Annotated in this window: 15 protein-coding genes; 9 read left to right on the top strand and 6 right to left on the bottom strand. The window is 45.9% G+C overall.

From position 1 onward, the window contains the following. Positions 1-23: 23 nt before the first annotated feature. The 3 genes from FXO21_RS04830 to FXO21_RS04820 all read right to left on the bottom strand — a co-directional run bounded on the left by FXO21_RS04830 (position 24) and on the right by FXO21_RS04820 (position 6,857). Positions 24-2,834 (bottom strand): M16 family metallopeptidase, encoded by a 2,811-nt coding sequence (locus FXO21_RS04830; RefSeq protein ID WP_149639036.1) that lies wholly within the window; start codon positions 2,832-2,834, stop codon positions 24-26. 148 nt (positions 2,835-2,982) lie between these two features. Continuing rightward, a complete protein-coding gene (locus FXO21_RS04825) occupies positions 2,983-3,699 on the bottom strand; it encodes a lipocalin family protein (protein WP_149639035.1) in 717 nt (238 codons plus the stop codon). Positions 3,700-3,881: 182 nt separating this feature from the next. Next, entirely contained in the window at positions 3,882-6,857 is a 2,976-nt protein-coding gene (locus tag FXO21_RS04820) for a DNA polymerase III subunit alpha (protein ID WP_149639034.1), read from the bottom strand. A 54-nt stretch (positions 6,858-6,911) separates the two neighbouring features. Between FXO21_RS04820 and FXO21_RS04815 the strand changes: the two genes are divergently transcribed. Further along, complete coding sequence (locus FXO21_RS04815) at positions 6,912-7,193, top strand: type II toxin-antitoxin system RelE/ParE family toxin (RefSeq protein ID WP_149639033.1); 282 nt, start codon at positions 6,912-6,914, stop codon at positions 7,191-7,193. 6 nt (positions 7,194-7,199) lie between these two features. Further along, on the top strand, positions 7,200-7,499 hold the full coding sequence (locus FXO21_RS04810; protein ID WP_149639032.1) for a HigA family addiction module antitoxin: 300 nt from the start codon (positions 7,200-7,202) through the stop codon (positions 7,497-7,499). Between the two features lie 12 nt (positions 7,500-7,511). On the opposite strand, the gene dinB is transcribed toward FXO21_RS04810, so the two are convergent. Continuing rightward, complete coding sequence (gene dinB / locus FXO21_RS04805; protein ID WP_149639031.1) at positions 7,512-8,741, bottom strand: DNA polymerase IV; 1,230 nt, start codon at positions 8,739-8,741, stop codon at positions 7,512-7,514. A 131-nt stretch (positions 8,742-8,872) separates the two neighbouring features. Between dinB and FXO21_RS04800 the strand changes: the two genes are divergently transcribed. Beyond that, positions 8,873-9,634: a LexA family transcriptional regulator gene (locus FXO21_RS04800; RefSeq protein ID WP_149639030.1), complete on the top strand. Its 762-nt coding sequence runs from the start codon at positions 8,873-8,875 to the stop codon at positions 9,632-9,634. A gap of 5 nt (positions 9,635-9,639) precedes the next feature. Here the strand turns inward: FXO21_RS04800 and FXO21_RS04795 are convergent, their stop codons facing one another. Then, on the bottom strand, positions 9,640-11,421 hold the full coding sequence (locus tag FXO21_RS04795; protein WP_149639029.1) for an ABC transporter ATP-binding protein: 1,782 nt from the start codon (positions 11,419-11,421) through the stop codon (positions 9,640-9,642). Positions 11,422-11,652: 231 nt separating this feature from the next. Between FXO21_RS04795 and nusB the strand changes: the two genes are divergently transcribed. From nusB to coaE, 6 genes are all read left to right on the top strand, one after another. Continuing rightward, the gene (gene nusB / locus FXO21_RS04790; protein WP_149639028.1) at positions 11,653-12,816 is read left to right on the top strand and encodes a transcription antitermination factor NusB; all 1,164 of its coding nucleotides are present in this window, start codon (positions 11,653-11,655) and stop codon (positions 12,814-12,816) included. 100 nt (positions 12,817-12,916) lie between these two features. Further along, complete coding sequence (locus FXO21_RS04785) at positions 12,917-13,219, top strand: YtxH domain-containing protein (RefSeq protein ID WP_149639027.1); 303 nt, start codon at positions 12,917-12,919, stop codon at positions 13,217-13,219. Between the two features lie 9 nt (positions 13,220-13,228). Further along, positions 13,229-13,669: a DUF1573 domain-containing protein gene (locus FXO21_RS04780; RefSeq protein WP_149639026.1), complete on the top strand. Its 441-nt coding sequence runs from the start codon at positions 13,229-13,231 to the stop codon at positions 13,667-13,669. Between the two features lie 58 nt (positions 13,670-13,727). Next, positions 13,728-14,030 (top strand): preprotein translocase subunit YajC, encoded by a 303-nt coding sequence (yajC, locus tag FXO21_RS04775; RefSeq protein ID WP_149639025.1) that lies wholly within the window; start codon positions 13,728-13,730, stop codon positions 14,028-14,030. Positions 14,031-14,043: 13 nt separating this feature from the next. Beyond that, complete coding sequence (locus FXO21_RS04770) at positions 14,044-14,733, top strand: YbbR-like domain-containing protein (protein ID WP_225865570.1); 690 nt, start codon at positions 14,044-14,046, stop codon at positions 14,731-14,733. A gap of 17 nt (positions 14,734-14,750) precedes the next feature. After that, positions 14,751-15,356: a dephospho-CoA kinase gene (coaE, locus tag FXO21_RS04765; RefSeq protein ID WP_149639024.1), complete on the top strand. Its 606-nt coding sequence runs from the start codon at positions 14,751-14,753 to the stop codon at positions 15,354-15,356. Here coaE and FXO21_RS04760 read toward each other — a convergent pair. Continuing rightward, positions 15,353-17,101: a DNA polymerase III subunit gamma/tau gene (locus FXO21_RS04760; RefSeq protein WP_149639023.1), complete on the bottom strand. Its 1,749-nt coding sequence runs from the start codon at positions 17,099-17,101 to the stop codon at positions 15,353-15,355. The genes coaE and FXO21_RS04760 overlap by 4 nt on opposite strands. Positions 17,102-17,135: the final 34 nt, after the last annotated feature.

Here is a 17,135-nt window from a genome sequence, read left to right as displayed (position 1 = left end):
GCTCATTGTTAAATTAATTCAGCCTATTTCTTCTCAGGCATCAATACAACTTTGATGAAATTATCGTCGCTGAAATACTTTTCAGCCGCAGCTTTGGTACTGGCAACGGTAACGGTTTTCAGTAACTTATCCTGCTGAAAAATCTCATCCAGATCGTCACCCAGAAAGGTATTGTCGTCCAGATAGTTGAGCCAGAAGTTGTTGGTTTTGACAGCAATTTCGGTTTTGCGTTGCGTTTCAGCCACGAACTTCTCAATGTCTTTTGGATCAGCGCCATTCTTTTTGATCTTCTCGATTTCTTCCTGCGTCCGTTTCACCAGTTTATCCACATTCTCCGGCGCGCAGCCGAAACCGATGCTGAACCGGTAATGCCCACTCGGAAATTTGTCCGCAGATTCTGAAACTCCTACTCCATAGACCCCGCTTTCTTCCTCACGCAGTGCCTCGATCAGCTTGATTTGCAGTACTTCCTGCAATGCCTCTATCTGGATATTGTTTTCGGGACTATATTCATATTCCCCGCTTGAAACCAGGGTAACCCGGCTTTTGGGCTCTAAACCCTTGTAGATGGTTTTCTCTATTTTTCCTTTTGGAGGATAGATATTCGGGTGCTTAAAATCGTCGTCGCGCTCCGTAGAAGGCAGGCTGCCAATGTATTTTTCGAGTAACGGTTTAATCGCATCGACCTTGAATGCACCTACGAATGTGAACACAAAATCAGAAGCGTCAGAAAAACGGTCTTTGTACATTTCAACGGCCCGGTCGAGAATGACTTTGTCTACACTCTCCGGTTTCAATGGTTGACGTTTCGGGTTGTAACTGGTCAAAACCGCATTCAATGAGTCGGAATACACTTTTTCTGGTGTCAATGTCTTCTGCATATTTTCCAGATAAGCTTTTTGATTAGCCAGAATTCCTTTTACCAGCTCGGCATCTTTTCTGGGTGCTGTGAAATACGCGTAAACCAGTTGAAGTGTAGTTTCCAGGTCCTTCGGGTTGGTACTGCCTCCTATTCCTTCTGTAAGTTCACTGATAAAAGGGCCCGCATTCGCTGTTTTTCCGGCGAGGAATTTCTGCAGTTGTGTCTGGTTATAAGGCCCCACGCCACCGGACTGGATCAGGTAACTGCTGAAAACACCTGTTTCGCGTTCGTCGGGAAACAAAGAGTAACCACCTTTTCCAGTCGCTTTGATCAGTATCTCATCATTTTTAAATTCAGTAGGTTTCAAAAGCACTTTTGCTCCGTTCGAAAGTGTAAGCTCCGTTACACCTAATTTTTCCAATGTTTTTTCCGCCGTCACTTTTCCGGCCACCGGTTCATTGCTGAGCAGCGGGCTATCGAGGACGTCATCTACATAAGCTGTTACATCTTTACCTGCATCTTTGAGCAAAGCGCGGATATCAACTTCAGTCGGCAATGCAGCCTTACTTTGTTCAGGCCCCATTACTACCACAGCGCGGTTTTGATCAGTAATGTATTTCTTCGCGAGCGCATTAATCTCCGCCAGACTCACGCTTTCCAGGTTTTTCTGGACAAATGCATAATAGGCTTCAATACCCATAAAAGGCTTATCGTGCAAAAAGTGGTTCAGATATTCCTGCACATAATTGGCAGATTTGGTCTTGTCCCGCTCTTTGTAATATTGCTCGATACTATTCATAAAATCCTTTTTCGCGCGATCCAGCTCCGGCTGCGTGAAACCGAATTTTTGAACCCTCGCATTTTCTTCCAGCAAGGCTGTCAGTGCAGTCCGCATGGAAGCAGCATCTTTGGCAAGTGCAACAGAAGTATAGGAGTCCAAATTGCCAAGAAAATCGCTGTACTCACTTCCTCCGTATAGAAATGGCGGATTTGGCTTCTGGGTAAGCTCCTGCATTCTTTGCCCCATCATGGCATTGTACAATTCCTGAGCGAAGTTGTTCCGTACGTCTAGCAGGTTTTTCTCTTTGCTGTTCGGCTGTTTATAGATCAGCTGGATCAGGTTCTGCGGGTATTCGGGATCCGTTACAATGGCTACCTGCGTAGTGCCGTCGAGGGGAATTTCGTATTTGGTCCTTTTCTTCGCATTGACAGGCGGCTTAATCGAGCTGAATTTCTCTGTAATGATCGCTTCCACTTTGGCTACGTCAAAATCTCCCACGGCAATCACCGCCATCAGATCGGGGCGGTACCAATCCTGGTAAAATGCCTTAATTGTTTCTGGTTTGAAAGATTTCAGAATGCTGTCCTTCCCAATCGGCAGGCGCTGCGCATAACGCGAATTATTCAATATTACTTTCAGGAATTTGTCACGCATACGTTGTTGTGCACCACGGCCCATGCGGGATTCTTCGAGTACCACTCCGCGTTCCTTTTCAATTTCAGATGGGTCGAGCAAAGCGCCGTGCGCCCAGTCTTCCAATACCTGAATCCCTTTTTCAAGAAGCCCGGCCGAATCCGTCGGGATAGGGAGCATATACACAGTTTCGTCAAATCCGGTGTAAGCATTCAAATCCGCGCCAAACCTTACTCCGGTCTTTTGCAGGAAGTTAACCAGTTCATTTTTAGGGAAATTGGTCGTGCCGTTGAAATTCATGTGCTCCATGAAGTGTGCCAGTCCCTGTTGCGCATCTGTTTCAAGAACGGAGCCGGCTTTTACTGCAAGTCTGAGCTCCGCCCGGTTCCTGGGCTCGCTGTTTCTTCGGATATAGTAGGTGATTCCGTTTTTCAGTTTTCCGGTTTTTACATTCGGATCAAGCATCACTTTCTGTGAGGCCAGATTTTGCGCTGAAACGGAGGATGAGCAGTAAATTCCCAAGGCGGCCACACACAAGGCCAGGAATGCCTTTTTCATTATTTTAATTTTAAATTGTTAAAATTCAGGAGAAACGAAATATATAGTTAAAGATCGCGATTGCAAAGTGGAAGCTGCAAATGTTCAACAAAAAAGCCGGGGCAATTCCCGGCAATGAGCATATCGAGTTGATTTGGCAGTTGTAGCCTCACGGACACCTGATCCCCTTAAAGGCCAAACCCTTTTCAAAACTGACCTTAGATCTGTCTTTAAAAACGGTTATTCCATCCTGTTCTTTTACATTTCCGAAACCCTCCACCCAATCAGGCCCGTTTTTCAGAAACGCCACTTCCCGGATTGATTCAGTGCCTTCGGACATGAATTTGTATCTTGCCAACAAGGTATCTCCGAGTATTTTACCTGCTATTGTTCCTCTGTTCCTGTCTTTTTCATGGAAAGCATAAAAGAGCTCCCCGGTAACCTGCTGGCCCGCCAGCTCGATATGCAGGAATGCTGAGTCTTTGGCTGAGCGATATACAAAGCATTTATGTGTTTCAAAGTCGGTAATAAGCTTGCTTGGGTTTTCGGTTTTTGAGTAACGGACCCGCTTTCCGTGGTTTTCCAGCACCAGTGAGCTGTCGGCTACGGAAATGATTCTCAGTGTGTCAATTACTTCACTTCCGCCCGCCTGACCTTCATCGCTCCCTTTGAGAATCAATAGGTTGTCCTGTCTTTCCCACGAATCATACCGCTTCGCATTCAGATTGATGGACGATGCCTGGCCATCGTCATGCAATGTAAATCCTTGTTTGTGAGTGGATTGATCGGATATTTGAGTTACCCAGTTTCCGGTGATCAGGCCCGGATCATTTGTGCAGTCCAGAAAAAAGATAAATAGCAGAAAAAAGAAAGTGTGCTTGGTCATAACGTAGTAATTTCGGTTGAGCTTGATCCGCAATGAGTAGTAAACTAAATAGGAACGAAAAAGCGCAATTGTAATTATTCAAAGAGGCATTAATGCAGAAAGTCTGGCAAATTATTGCCAGAGAATTCAGCCCCCTTAGTCCATTGCCGGGGACTTCAGTCCCCGGAAAACTGATTAAGGGGCTATTTTTCTCTTGTTGCCGAATCCATTCTGGTAATTTCGAGTACATCTACACTGAGGAATCCAAATTCTTCACTTACAATCCCTCGGATCTTGTACACGCCTTTAACCGAAAAGTTGGATTTAACAGGTACGGTCGGGAAGTGCACGGTGTCAATAAACTGTCCCTCCCGATCGAGGAAGGTTCCGAAATGCATAACTTCACCCCGCGCCGTCCGTGTATTTTTAATCGCTACCAAATAGCCATACTGAATGACCTCCTGATTTACATACTTATGCAAATCCCGGCTCATCACGCTCGGCGGCAGTGGATATTTGACCAGATCAAACGGGCTGCACAGCGGATAACCCAGCAGTTCGATCTGGTCATAAGCATCGTCGATAGGGGTGGAGTCAAAAACTGGTAGCTCATAGTCTTTGATCTCAGTTTCAAAAAGCTGCTTTTGCGGCACCTTGACTGGCGTTGTACTAAGCCTGAAATGCGCTTTCCATAGCAGCGTCTTCTTGTCCATACCGGTAAAACGGAATGCATCAATCTGGATGAGGATCGTCAGCTGTTCGATTGAAATGACAACGCGGTCGAGAAAATTATGAAGGGAAGTAAAAGGGCCCTCGGTTTGCCTTGCGTGGACAATGCGGGCGATGGTTTTTTCTTCCATTTCATTCAAAAACTGCATTCCAATGTAAATATCTTTCCCCTCGATCACCGTTTGTGCGAGACTGTGGTTGACACAAGGCGGCAGCACATTGCCACCCAGGAGCCGCGCCTCGTGGATATAAAGTTCCTGCCCGTAAAACCCACCGCCATTATTCAATACCGCCACCATGAATTCTAGCGGGAAATAGGTTTTCAGGAACAGTGTCTGATAACTTTCCACTGCATAGGAAGCGGAGTGCCCTTTTGCAAACGCATATCCGGCAAAACTGGCGATCTGGTTCCAGATCTCCTGGGTCATCGTTTCATCGTAACCCTTTTCCCGGCAGTTCTTGAAATACTTTTTCTTCACTCTTTCAAATTCATCGCGCCCTCGAAACTTCCCGCTCATACCACGCCGGATTACATCGGCTTCACCCAGGTCCAGGCCCGCAAAATAGTGCGCGACCTTGATCACATCTTCCTGATAAACCATGATACCGTAAGTATCTTCCATCAGTTCGAGCAGCTTGGGGTGCGCCTCTCCGCGACGCTCCGGGTTACGGTGCCGTAGAATATATTCCCGCATCATGCCGCTTTTTGCTACGCCCGGGCGGATAATAGAGCTGGCCGCCACGAGTCCCAGGTAATTGTCAACTTCCAGTTTTTTCAACAGCATCCGCATCGCGGGAGATTCGACATAAAAGCAGCCAATGCATTGCGCCTGTCTGATCAGGTTGTTGATATTAGGGTCCTTCTTGAATTTTTTAACGTCGTCGATATCGAACTCTGGCGCATCGGGGCGGTTGTAGCGGATTACTTCCAACGTTTCTTTAATCTTGGCAAGTCCGCGCTGGCCGAGGATATCGTACTTATTTAAGCCCACATCTTCTGCAATAACCATATCGAATTGAGTCGTCGGAAATCCTTTCGGAGGTACATCGGTGGCGGAGAAATGGTGAATCGGGCGCTCGGAAATCAGGATACCTCCGGCGTGGATGCTGAGGTGGTTAGGCTGGTTGTTTTTTTGAAAATAATCTGCGTAGCGAAGTACCAGGCCAGCATATTGATCAAGCTTTTTGGGATCGTATTTTCCGTTACTGAGCGCTTCAATTTCATAAGCAGGCAAACCAAAAACCTTCCCCAGCTCACGTACTGCTGCGTTGTGCTGAAAAGTACTGTAAGTCGCCAGCAAAGCCGCCTGGCCTTTTTTACCGAAAGTGTCAAAAATATACTGGGTAACATCCTCCCGGTCCCGCCATGAAAAATCAATGTCAAAATCGGGCGGATTTTTTCGGTACAGGTTCATAAAGCGCTCGAAGTAAAGATCCAGCTCGATCGGGTCTACATTGGTGATATTGAGCAGGTAAGCAATGATACTGTTAGCGCCACTCCCCCTTCCAACGTAGTAATAACCTTTCTGCCGGGCATAGCTGGTTATCGAATGGTTTACGAGAAAAAATGGTATGAAATTCTGTTTTTCTATCAGTTCCAGTTCCATATTGAACCGGTCAAGGATCACATCGTTTACATTAGATCCGTACCGGTAACGCAACCCATCGCAGCCTAGCTGGAAAATGCGCTGGTAATCGTCTTTTTTGCTTTTGCCGAACACCTGAAGGTTCTGGTGTTCACGATCGTCGCCAAACCGAAAATGAATGCTGCATTCGTCCATCAGCTTTTCGGTATTGTAAATGAGCGGGTCGAAATCCTTTTGTTTGAAGTGATAGGTCAAAACTTTCTGCGGCATCATTTGCTCGTCTTCGGCAGCAGTTTCGTCAGTGGAAAGCTTGCTGAGCATCGTATTCTGGTCGATCGCGCGCAGCAGCCGGTGCGCATTGAAATCCTTTTTATTTCTGAAACTGACGGGCTGCTGGATGACCAGTTTGTCTTTGTATTTAAATAATGGCGAAAACTGCAACCTGCTCAGGTCTTTGACTGAAATCCCAATGTATTCGTTCGCCAAAAGAGTCTCCTTGTTTGTGTTTTTTAATCGCTCGAACGGGTAAATAAAAACGGTGTCTTCGAGACAGGGAGCATTGGAAGGGAAATCTGCTTTTGTATTTAAATGGTGGGACAAAAATGCATTGAGAGCCTGAAAACCGGCATTACTCTTGGCAAGCCCTACATATTGCTGAGCAATTCCATTCCTGAAATCAATACCCACAACCGGCTTGATATCGTACTTCGGTGCAAGCCGGATAAAATTAAGGCAGCCGGAAGTATTGTTAATGTCCGTGAGGGCCAGGCACCCATATCCATTTTCCCTGCCCAAACGCAGCAATTCTTCTTCCGGTATGGTTCCGTAGCGAAGACTAAAATAAGAGTGGCAGTTGAGTAGCATGATTTGGAATAACAAACTTTTTACTTACTTTCGACGTTACTAACGCACTACGTTATGATTGTCAGTTTTGACTCAAAGGATACTGAAAAAATATGGTTTGGCGAGCGTGTCGCTAAGCTTCCGTTAGATGTTCAGGTGGTCGGGAGACGGAGTTTGAGAATGTTGAATAACTCACATAATCTGGCCGATCTCAGCATACCGCCATTAAACAGGCTGGAAAAGTTGTCAGTCAATAGGAAAGACTTTTATAGTATTCTTATTAATATCCAGTGGCGCATAGTGTTTAAGTGGCAGGACGGAAACGCATTGCAAGTCAGTATCATCGATTATCATTAGTACTCAATGGAAAAGCTAGCTAACATTCATCCAGGTGAGATTTTGTCGGAGGAATTTTTGGTTCCGATGGGCATTACTGCATATAAGCTCGCGAAAGACACTGCAATTCCTCAAACCAGGATAAGTGAAATCATTAAGGGCCGGCGCCGCGTTACTGCGGATACTGCGTTGAGGCTGAGCAAGTATTTTGGCACTACGCCCAAGTTCTGGCTTGGTTTGCAGGATGATTATGATTTGGAAGAAGAGCAGCATTTGATTTTCAACGAGTTGAGTAATATAAAAGCATTGGTGCAAAATATCGCCTAATCGCATTTTTCGTCAGGCATTCCGGTGAGCCGGAATAATTGGGGGATCACCGTTAAACGGGTTTCCCATGCTGGATATATTAGGTATGCCTAGTGTGGTAGCCCAGCTGATGATCGAGTTGCCACGGTCGTCGATTCCGTATTTGTTGCGGATATGGTCCATCGCCAGATAAAGGTTCAGCCGCTCTTCACAATCGTCGAACATATTGATCTGGTGATTGCCGGTCACCAGGTCGCTGAAATTAACGCCTACCAGCCTCACCATCATCCTCCGGTTGTGCAGTTGATCAAAAAGCCGCTCAATATGCGGGATCAGAATATGGTCGGCGGAAGTATAGGGTATCTTGGTCTGTTTTGAAAAGGTATTAAAATCGGAATAACGGATCTTGACAGACACGCAGGAGGTAAGCTTATTGCCGGTCCTTAACTGGTACGCCAGGTTTTCACCCATCGCCCGGATCATTTCCCGCATTCGCTTGATGTCGCCGGTATCCTTGCCGAACGTCCGCTCGTTTGAAATCGATTTGCGTTCGTGAAATGGAATGATAGGAGAGTTATCCAGTCCATTTGCACGGTTCCATAGCACCACACCATTTTTACCTAATACCTGGCTCATGACCTGAACAGGCATATCCTGAATGGTCTTCACGTACCTGATACCCATATTTTGCAGGATCTTGTCCGTCTTTTCACCTACCATCGGGATTTTCTTGACGAGCATTGGTGCCAGAAAGGACTTTTCACTCCCGGCGTCGACTTTTCTGTAATTGTTCGGTTTGGCCTCCTCAGTTGCCACTTTCGCAACTATTTTATTGGTTGAAAGCCCCAGGGAGATCGGTAAACCGCTTTCTTTTCTAATACGTTCGCCCAGGTTTTTTGAAAGCTGGTAGGAGCCAAGAAACTTATCCATACCAGACAAATCTGCATAAAATTCATCAATACTCGCTTTTTCGAATACGGGGACCGTTTCACTGATAATCTCGGAAACGATCTTGGATTCCTTGGAATAGACCCCGGCCTCTCCACGAATCACAGTTGCGTCCGGGCACAGCATTCGCGCCATCTTCATGGGCATTCCCGAATGTACGCCGAAAGCCCGCGTCTCATAACTGCACGCGGCTACTACACCGCGGTCTCCCGTCCCGCCAACCAGCACAGGCCGGTTTTCCAGCCGGCTGTCGTGCTTTCTTTCCACGGAAACGAAAAACGTGTCCAGGTCCATATGTAATATCGTGCGGTCCAAGGTTTGGAATATTTACTGATTAATGGATTTATTCCAAATATATGGAGTATATCCATTAGAAAAAAGGATTTATTCCAAAAAAAATGTAGATTTGAAAAAGGATAGTTTTCGTGCAACTTGACAAGGGGAAAATGCCAGCAGACGAAGAATTCAAACGGTTCAAACAAGTAAGAGAAGAGCTGAATCTTACCCAGGCGGCATTCGCGGAAGAACTGGGTATCAGCGCAACCACGGCGGATATCGAGCGGGGCAGGACCCGCATTCCCGGGCAGGTCGTAAAGGAGCTTTTAAAGAAATACCATATTAATCCTCTGTGGCTCTTTGGCGAGAGTACCCAGAAATTTCTGCATTCAGATAAATTGTCGGTCAGTCCGAAGGTCGTGACTGTTGATAGTGCGGGAAATGAAAACATCGTGCTGGTCAATGCAAAAGCAGCCGCTGGCTATCCCAGCAATATCGGCGATGCGCAGTGGTTCGAAAGCCTGCCTGCATTCGGAATTCCGCTTCCTGAATATCGAAACGCTAGTTTCCGCGGTTTTCAGGTGGATGGTGACAGTATGTCGCCGGTATTACAGTCGGGCGAATGGATCGTGGGAAAGGCTGTGGATGATCTTGAAAACCTGAGCAGTAAGCGGATGTATGTAGTCGTAACTAACGATAGTGTGCTGGTAAAAAAAGTGCAGAAAGAAGGTCAGTCAGGATTTGTAAACCTGGTTTCTCTCAATCCCGACTATGCCCCGATCCGCGTCGACCAGAATGAAATCAGGGAAATGTGGCAGGTAAGCAGTAAGCTGACATTCAACCTCGAAGCAGACACCCAGCAGGTAAGCCTGCAAAGTCTGCACAATGACGTGAAGGAATTGAAAGAGGAAATGAAAAAGCTGGCAAAATAGGTTTGTTACACTTCCTCGGCGACGAGCTGCTTCTCGTAAAGCTCCTTATAAGCTCCGTTCTGCTCCATCAATGCGGCGTGCGTACCCTGCTCGATGATCCTGCCTTCGTCCAGTACCACAATTTTATCCGCCAGTTTCGCAGAGGATACCCGGTGAGAAATGATCACCGAAGTGCGCTGGTCCATAATGCGTTTCATGTTATTGAGAATAATATTCTCCGTATTCGTATCAACGGCAGAAAGGCAATCGTCCAGTACCAAAATTTTCGGGTCGCGTGCGATCGCGCGGGCAATGGAAAGCCGCTGTTTCTGCCCTCCGGAAAGCGTAATACCTCTTTCTCCTAAAACCGTATCGTAGCCCTGTGGAAAATCCATGATGTTTTGATACAGATCCGCATCCCTGACTGCCTGCTCAATTCGCTCGAAAGGCATATCCTCCGTACCAAACCGCACATTGTTTTGTATCGAATCGGAAAAAAGGAACACATCCTGCGGCACATAACCGATCTGCCTGCGGTAAGCGTGCACGTCATAGTCTTTCATAGGGACGTTATCGATCAGGATCTGTCCACTTGTGGGGTCGTACAGCCGGCAGAGCAAATGTGCCAGCGTACTTTTTCCCGAACCTGTCGTGCCCAGGATCGCAACTGTTTCGCCCGGTTTTATTTCAAGATCAAAGTTCTCCAGTGCCTGAATGCCCGAATCGGGGTAAACAAAGTTTACATGCTGGAATTTAATACCGCCTTCCAGCTGCGTAACCAGATTTTTCTCGGATATGAGGGTCGTTTTTTCGTTTAAAAATTCATTGATCCTGGTTTGCGAAGATGCCGCCCGCTGGATTTGACTGGTAGTCCAGCCCAATGCCATCACCGGCCAGGTAAGGATATTGACGTACAATATAAACTCGGTGATATTCCCCGGGGTAAGTTTGCCTGCAATGATCTCCTGGCCGCCCACGTAAATGATCAGGATGTTGCTGAGCCCGATCAGCATGATAATGATCGGATAGAAAAAGGCGTCGACCTTGGTGAGTTTTAGAGACTTATTTTTAAATACTTCAGCCTCTTTTTCGAAATTATTAAAAGAGTGTTTTTCCTGAACAAATGACTTGATCACCCTGATTCCGGAGAAAGCTTCCTGAACGTAAGTAGACAGTGCCGAAAGTTGTTTCTGGATTTCCTGCGAACGTTTCATGATCATACTATTGACCACATAAACACTGACAGAAAGCACAGGCAATGGAAGCAGAACATATAAAGTAAGCTGTGGGCTCACAGAGACCATATAAGAGATCACGAGCACAAACAAAACCAGCAGGTTGATCCCGTACATGAGCGCAGGGCCGACGTAAATCCGCACATTGCTGACATCTTCGGAAATCCGGGCCATTAAGTCACCGGTGCTATGCTTTCTAAAGAAACTTGCAGGGAGCGTCTGGTAATGCTGGTAAATGTCATTTTTGAGGGCAAATTCAATGTGCCTCGACATGACGATGATCGTTTGCCGCACCAGAAACAGGAAGATACCTTTGAGCAGCGCCATCAGCAGGATCAGCAAGCCATAGAGCAGGATACTGAAAGCGAAGATATCGTACATTTCAGTTTGCAGTGAAACGCCATTGAAGAGGTAGTAGATGTCGAGCGTTTCGATCACCAGGTCCAGCGCATACCTGACCAGCTGAGCAGGAATAATCCCGAAAAGATTAGAGATTATGGTAAAAAGTATCCCCAGTATGAGATACCATTTGTATTTCCATAAGTACTTATTGAGGTACTTTAACGCCTTCACAGGTTAATACTTTGGGTAAGAAAAATGTGGCCTTGCCATAGGCAACATCCTATTTATTCAAAACGTTGCAAAATTAGGGACGCGCATTTCATTTTTTCGATTCTGAACAAAATAGTCTATTTTTGCGCTAAATTTTAGACATTCTCGCAAGGGGTATAAGTTTAACCTTGCTTTATATGAAGGAACGTTCTTTGAATTACTGTACTTTTTTTTCAATTAGTATCCCGGCTTATGCTGAATAGGAGATTATTAAGGACCAAAGCTGTTCAGGCGCTTTATGCCAGGCAATTGACTGCTGAGGCAAACCGCCTGCTGGCGTTGGACCACATTGAAGCGGCTTTTCAACCCGATTTGAACTCGATGGAGTTTCAGGACAAACCGAAGCTCGCCGGGATGAACAAACTGGCGAATATCGCCCTCGATGAATTTATCAAGAACGGAAAGCTGAGTGATGATGATCTTCCTGACCAGGTAATCAGGACAGCCAGAAGTGCCTATGAGGCATATGCCCGTCAGACCAAAACCGACGGTGAGAAGATGGTAAGAAGGGTTTTAAATGAAACCGAGCTTATCCATACCGATTTTATCCGGATACTCTCAATGCTTATCGAACTATCGCACCAGGCGAAGATCGACCGCGAAAGAAGATACGAAGATCCCGAAGCGCCTTTTCCGAAAAGTTCCGGCCTCAATTCCAACCGGGTTATCCAGGTGTTGACTGAGGATAAGGCATTAGAGGAGGAGATTATCCGCAGCGGGATCAACTGGAGCAATGAAATGGGCGTGATCCGTAAAACATACCGGGAGGCATTACGGAAAGACGAAGTTTACGAAGCATACTGTCGCCAAACCGAGCATTCTGCCGAGGAAGATCAGGCGCTGATCCAGCATATTTTAAGACAGGTAATATTGAAGCATGAAGTTCCTTTGGAATACCTGGAACAACGTGACCTGTACTGGGCCGACCATAGCGAACTAATCCGCGGCCTGGCTATTAAAACATTAAAATCAGCAGATAGCGCCCAAACTTTTCAATTGGCACCGCTTACGAAAGACTGGGAAGAGGACAGGGAGTTTGTGGAAGAACTTTGCCGCATTGTGGTTGCTGAAAGCGATCAGTATGATATTTATCTTGACGACCAGTTGAAAAATTGGGAGCTTGAGCGGATCGCCTTGGTAGATCTTATTATTCTCAAAACCGCTCTGGCAGAGCTTATTCATTTTCCCGGAATACCTGTTAAAGTTACTATTAACGAGTTTATTGAAATTGCAAAAAGGTACAGTACCCCAAAAAGTGGTAAGTTTGTAAACGGCGTCCTCGACGTTTTGTCAGTAAAGCTCGCGAAGGAAGGAGTGATTAGGAAGAGCGGAAGGGGGTTGATCGACAATAAATAATCGGGGAAAAGCCCGGGGTTTTTTTAATGGAATAATTTTTGGAGCTGTCGGATCATAGAAAGCTAATATGGCCGACTCAATAGCTAAAAACTAAAAAATCATGAGTAAAACCAGTAATAGTCTGATTGCATTTCTGACAGGTTGTGTCACAGGTGCTGCATTGGGAATTCTTTATGCGCCTGACAAAGGAGAAGTACTCAGGACGCAATTGACTTACCGACTTTCAAAATACCGGGAAAAACTTCAGGAAGTAGTTCAGGATTTAGTTGATAAAAAAGACCAGCCTGATAATTTTTCCCGCTCGGAAGGAGAAAGGGTAGTGAACGATGCCCGTGAAAAGGCGGAGAAACTGCTCGAAGATGTAGACCGTCTGATGGCGCAGATTAAAGGTCAGGCCAGCTGAGTTACCGATATGAGAAAAACTTTTGTTTGCATACTCTTCGGAATTGCGTTTTCTTTTTTCAATTGTTCTAATGAAGGAAAAAAGGAAGATGAAAAACAGGCATCGTCAAAAATGCCTGTTTTTGCATTGCTTGACAGTGCTTCCTTCGATTTTGGGACTATTCAGGAAGGTGCGGTAGTTGAGCACGATTTTAAGTTTAAAAATGAAGGGGAATATCCGCTGATCCTGAGCAATATATCTTCTTCCTGTGGCTGTACTACACCTGAATGGCCGAAAGAGCCGATCGGGCCGAATGAAACATCCAGCATCAAGGTACGTTTCGACAGCAAAAATAAGGTTGGGCCGCAGGTAAAAACGATCACCGTTTATGCGAACACCGAACCCGCAAACACGGAGCTGCGCTTGAAAGGCATTGTAAATGCTGCCCCAAAGCCAGCGACAGGCAAATAGCCACTCTATCTTGTTATGACCGGATACCGGTCTGAATTTTACTAATCTATCTCTTAAAATGAAGCTTTCTCTCTTAGCCCAGGCAGCATCCGACGGTTCACAAACCATGATTTATCAGGTTGTTATGTGGGTCGGTATTATCGGCGTATTCTATTTTTTCATGATCCGCCCGCAGCAAAAAAAGCAAAAGGAACAAAAAGAATTGCTTACCAACCTTAAAAAAGGTGACCAGGTTGTTACCATCGGAGGAATTCATGCCAGAATTTACACCGTGGAAGAGGCAACTGTGACCCTTGAACTGGACAAAGGAGTAAAATTAACTGTCGAAAAGTCGGCGATCTCACGCACCATAGCCGCATAAATTTTAACAGGCCGTGAATTACGTACCACCAAACCCAAACAGAATCAAAACTTTTATTGGATGCTTGCTGGCTGCGTCTTTCTTTTGGCTGATGAATGTGCTGAATACCGAGAACTATTCGATCAAGCTCAACTATCCGCTTGAAATTGAGTACGATAACTCATCCTATGTTCCTATGCAGCCCTTGCCGAGGAGGATTTCAGTGAATGTGTCAGGTGATGGATGGACTTTGCTGCAGAAATCGTGGCTGAACTTCAACGCAAATCCTGTGGTGTATAAGGTTTTAAACCCGAATGAAGCCAGCTTCATTAATTCAACGACACTCACAGATCAGGTTACAGAGCTTTTTCCAAACTTGCATGTAAACTATGTTGTCGCCGATACCTTTGAGCTGAGTTTCGAGCCTAAAATCAGGAAAATTATTCCGATTCGGATCGATAGTGCGGGGATCAATATCAAGCCGGGATACGTGATTTCCAGCATTATCAACGTTTCTCCATCATTGATTTCTGTTGACGGACCTGTTTCGCTGGTGAAATCGTATCCCGACACCATCCGCGTCTCGGTACCTACCCCCAAAATTCAGGGTAACTATGATGAAAGTCTCCCCATTCCGCTTCCCGTTTCACCTCTCGTTGATGTAAGTCACCGTGATGTATTCGTCAGCTTCGAAGTGGCGCAATTTCTGAATGTACCTTTATAGACTTCAACTGTTAGCCTATGTCAGCTCCTTTGCAAATTGGTGTTACCGGCGGAATAGGTTCAGGTAAAAGTGTGGTTTGCGAGCTATTTTCCTGCCTCGGAGTTCCTGTTTATAATGCTGATATCCGGGCGAAATGGCTCACAAATCATAGTTTGGAAGTCAGATCTGCTGTAACTGCGCTACTTGGCCCTGATGCATACGATGCAGCAGGTAAATACAACACTTCGTATGTAGCGTCCATTGTTTTCAAAGATGAGTTTTTGTTGAAAAAACTTAATCAAATTATACATCCCGCTGTTCTGCGCGACACCGAAGATTGGGTCAGCAAACATGGGAAATCACATTATGTGATCAAGGAAGCGGCGATAATGAACCGTGCCGGCGAGGGGAATACGCTTGATTTTGTGATTGTGGTAGAAGCAGAGGTCAACTTACGGATTGCCCGTATTCTGGAACGGGACCAACGGAGCGAATCTGAAATCAGGGCAATTATCGAAAGGCAGGTTTCTGATGACGCCCGTAAGAAAGTCGCAGATTTTGTGATTAACAACAATGAAAATTCTGCTTTGATCCCCCAGGTAATGCAGCTACACAGGCAATTTTTAGCCTTTAATAAAAACTAAAAATCTACATCCAGCCCCAGCACTTGTTTCAGTTCAAGAAGATAGGGGTTTTTTTCTGCCATATAATTAAACTTTTCGGCAGGCGTGTAAGGCAGGCGGTTGACTTCCTGAGGTGCTACCCTTGCATTAATATCGAGTTTTGGGGCGTCAAGGCGGCTTTTCAGAAAACCAAGCAAATCATAGCGGGCATTTTGAATCGCTTCCAGCTGGTGGGTATTGTCCAGGGCGATTTCGATAGAGGAGCCTTCGAGGCGGAACTCTCTTCTTAAAGTAATCTCCTCGGTTGTTGAATTCCCTTCTTCTCTTCTCTTTTCCGCAAATTCATACCAAAAGCGCTGCAAGTTTTCCAATGTCAGCTTCTCCTTCCGAATGTGCGTTACAGGGTCAATTTCTGGTCTGTTCTGGGCCGAACTTTCAATAGTTGCAGTTGCCGCCGGCCGGGTTATGGCGAGCGGGATTGTGTTTTTGAGTTTGGAAGACACCGTTGCTGGTGCAGCAGGTTGAATTGCCGGGGCCACATTTCCGTTGGAATGATCGGCCAGTACTGGCTCAGGCAATGCGGGAGCTGCAACTACTATAGGCTCCCGTGGGGGCTCAACTTTTTTTTTTGCCGTTTCTTCAACGGCGGCAAGAGAATTTAGTTGAAGTATATTCGGGAGATTGGCGAGTTTCATCAGACAAAGCTCAGCATGCAGCCGCTGATTTTTGGCCGCTTTGTAGTTGATATCGCATTGACCGGTAATGCTTAACGCAGATAATAAAAAGCTCATATCTGCCGCTGCAGACTGTTCCAGGTATTTGCGTTCGGCTGATTCGGAAACCTGCAACAATGTAACTGTCGCGGGATCTTTGCAAACCAGAAGGTTGCGGAAATGTTCCAGCAAGCCCACTACAAACAAATGTCCGTCAAAACCTTTTCTCAGGATTTCATCAAACAAAACGAGTGATCTGGCAATGCTGCCTGCCAGTAGCGCGTCCGTGATTTTGAAGTAATAATCATAATCCAGAATATGCAGGTTTTCAAGTACGGCCACATAAGTAAGGCGGTTATCGGTCGAAAATGTCACATTCAGGTCGAACATTGACAATGCATCGCGCAATCCGCCATCTGCTTTCTGGCCGATCAGTTCAAGTGCTTCTTTCTCAGCAGTAATACCTTCTTTTTGGGCAATATCAGCCAGGTGGTAAGCGATATCTTTCGACTGTATCCGATTGAAATCGAAGATCTGGCAGCGGGAAAGAATAGTAGGTAAGATCTTGTGTTTCTCTGTCGTAGCCAGAATGAATATTGCGTAGCTGGGCGGTTCTTCCAATGTCTTCAAAAAAGCATTGAAGGCAGCCTGCGACAGCATATGCACCTCATCAATGATATAGATTTTGTATTTACCGGTTTGAGGCGGATAACGCACCTGATCGATCAGGTTGCGGATATCTTCCACGGAATTATTGGAAGCGGCATCCAGTTCGTGGATATTGAAGGATGCATTATTCTGAAAGCTTACACAGGATTCACATTCACCGCAGGCTTCCGCATCGTCCCCCAGATTCTGGCAGTTGATCGTTTTCGCCAGAATTCTCGCACAGGTAGTTTTTCCAACCCCCCTTGGGCCGCAAAATAAAAAGGCCTGAGCGAGGTGATTGGTGCGGATTGCGTTTTTTAAAGTAGTCGTAATGTGTGATTGCCCAACCACCGAATCAAAAGTAACCGGGCGGTATTTTCTGGCCGAAACAACGAAATTATCCATGATGCAAGATAGCCCTGTGCACTGGATTTTCAAA

Origin of the sequence: Dyadobacter sp. UC 10, from assembly GCF_008369915.1 — a bacterium.
GTDB lineage: Bacteria > Bacteroidota > Bacteroidia > Cytophagales > Spirosomataceae > Dyadobacter.
This window is presented reverse-complemented; position numbering and strand designations above follow the sequence as displayed.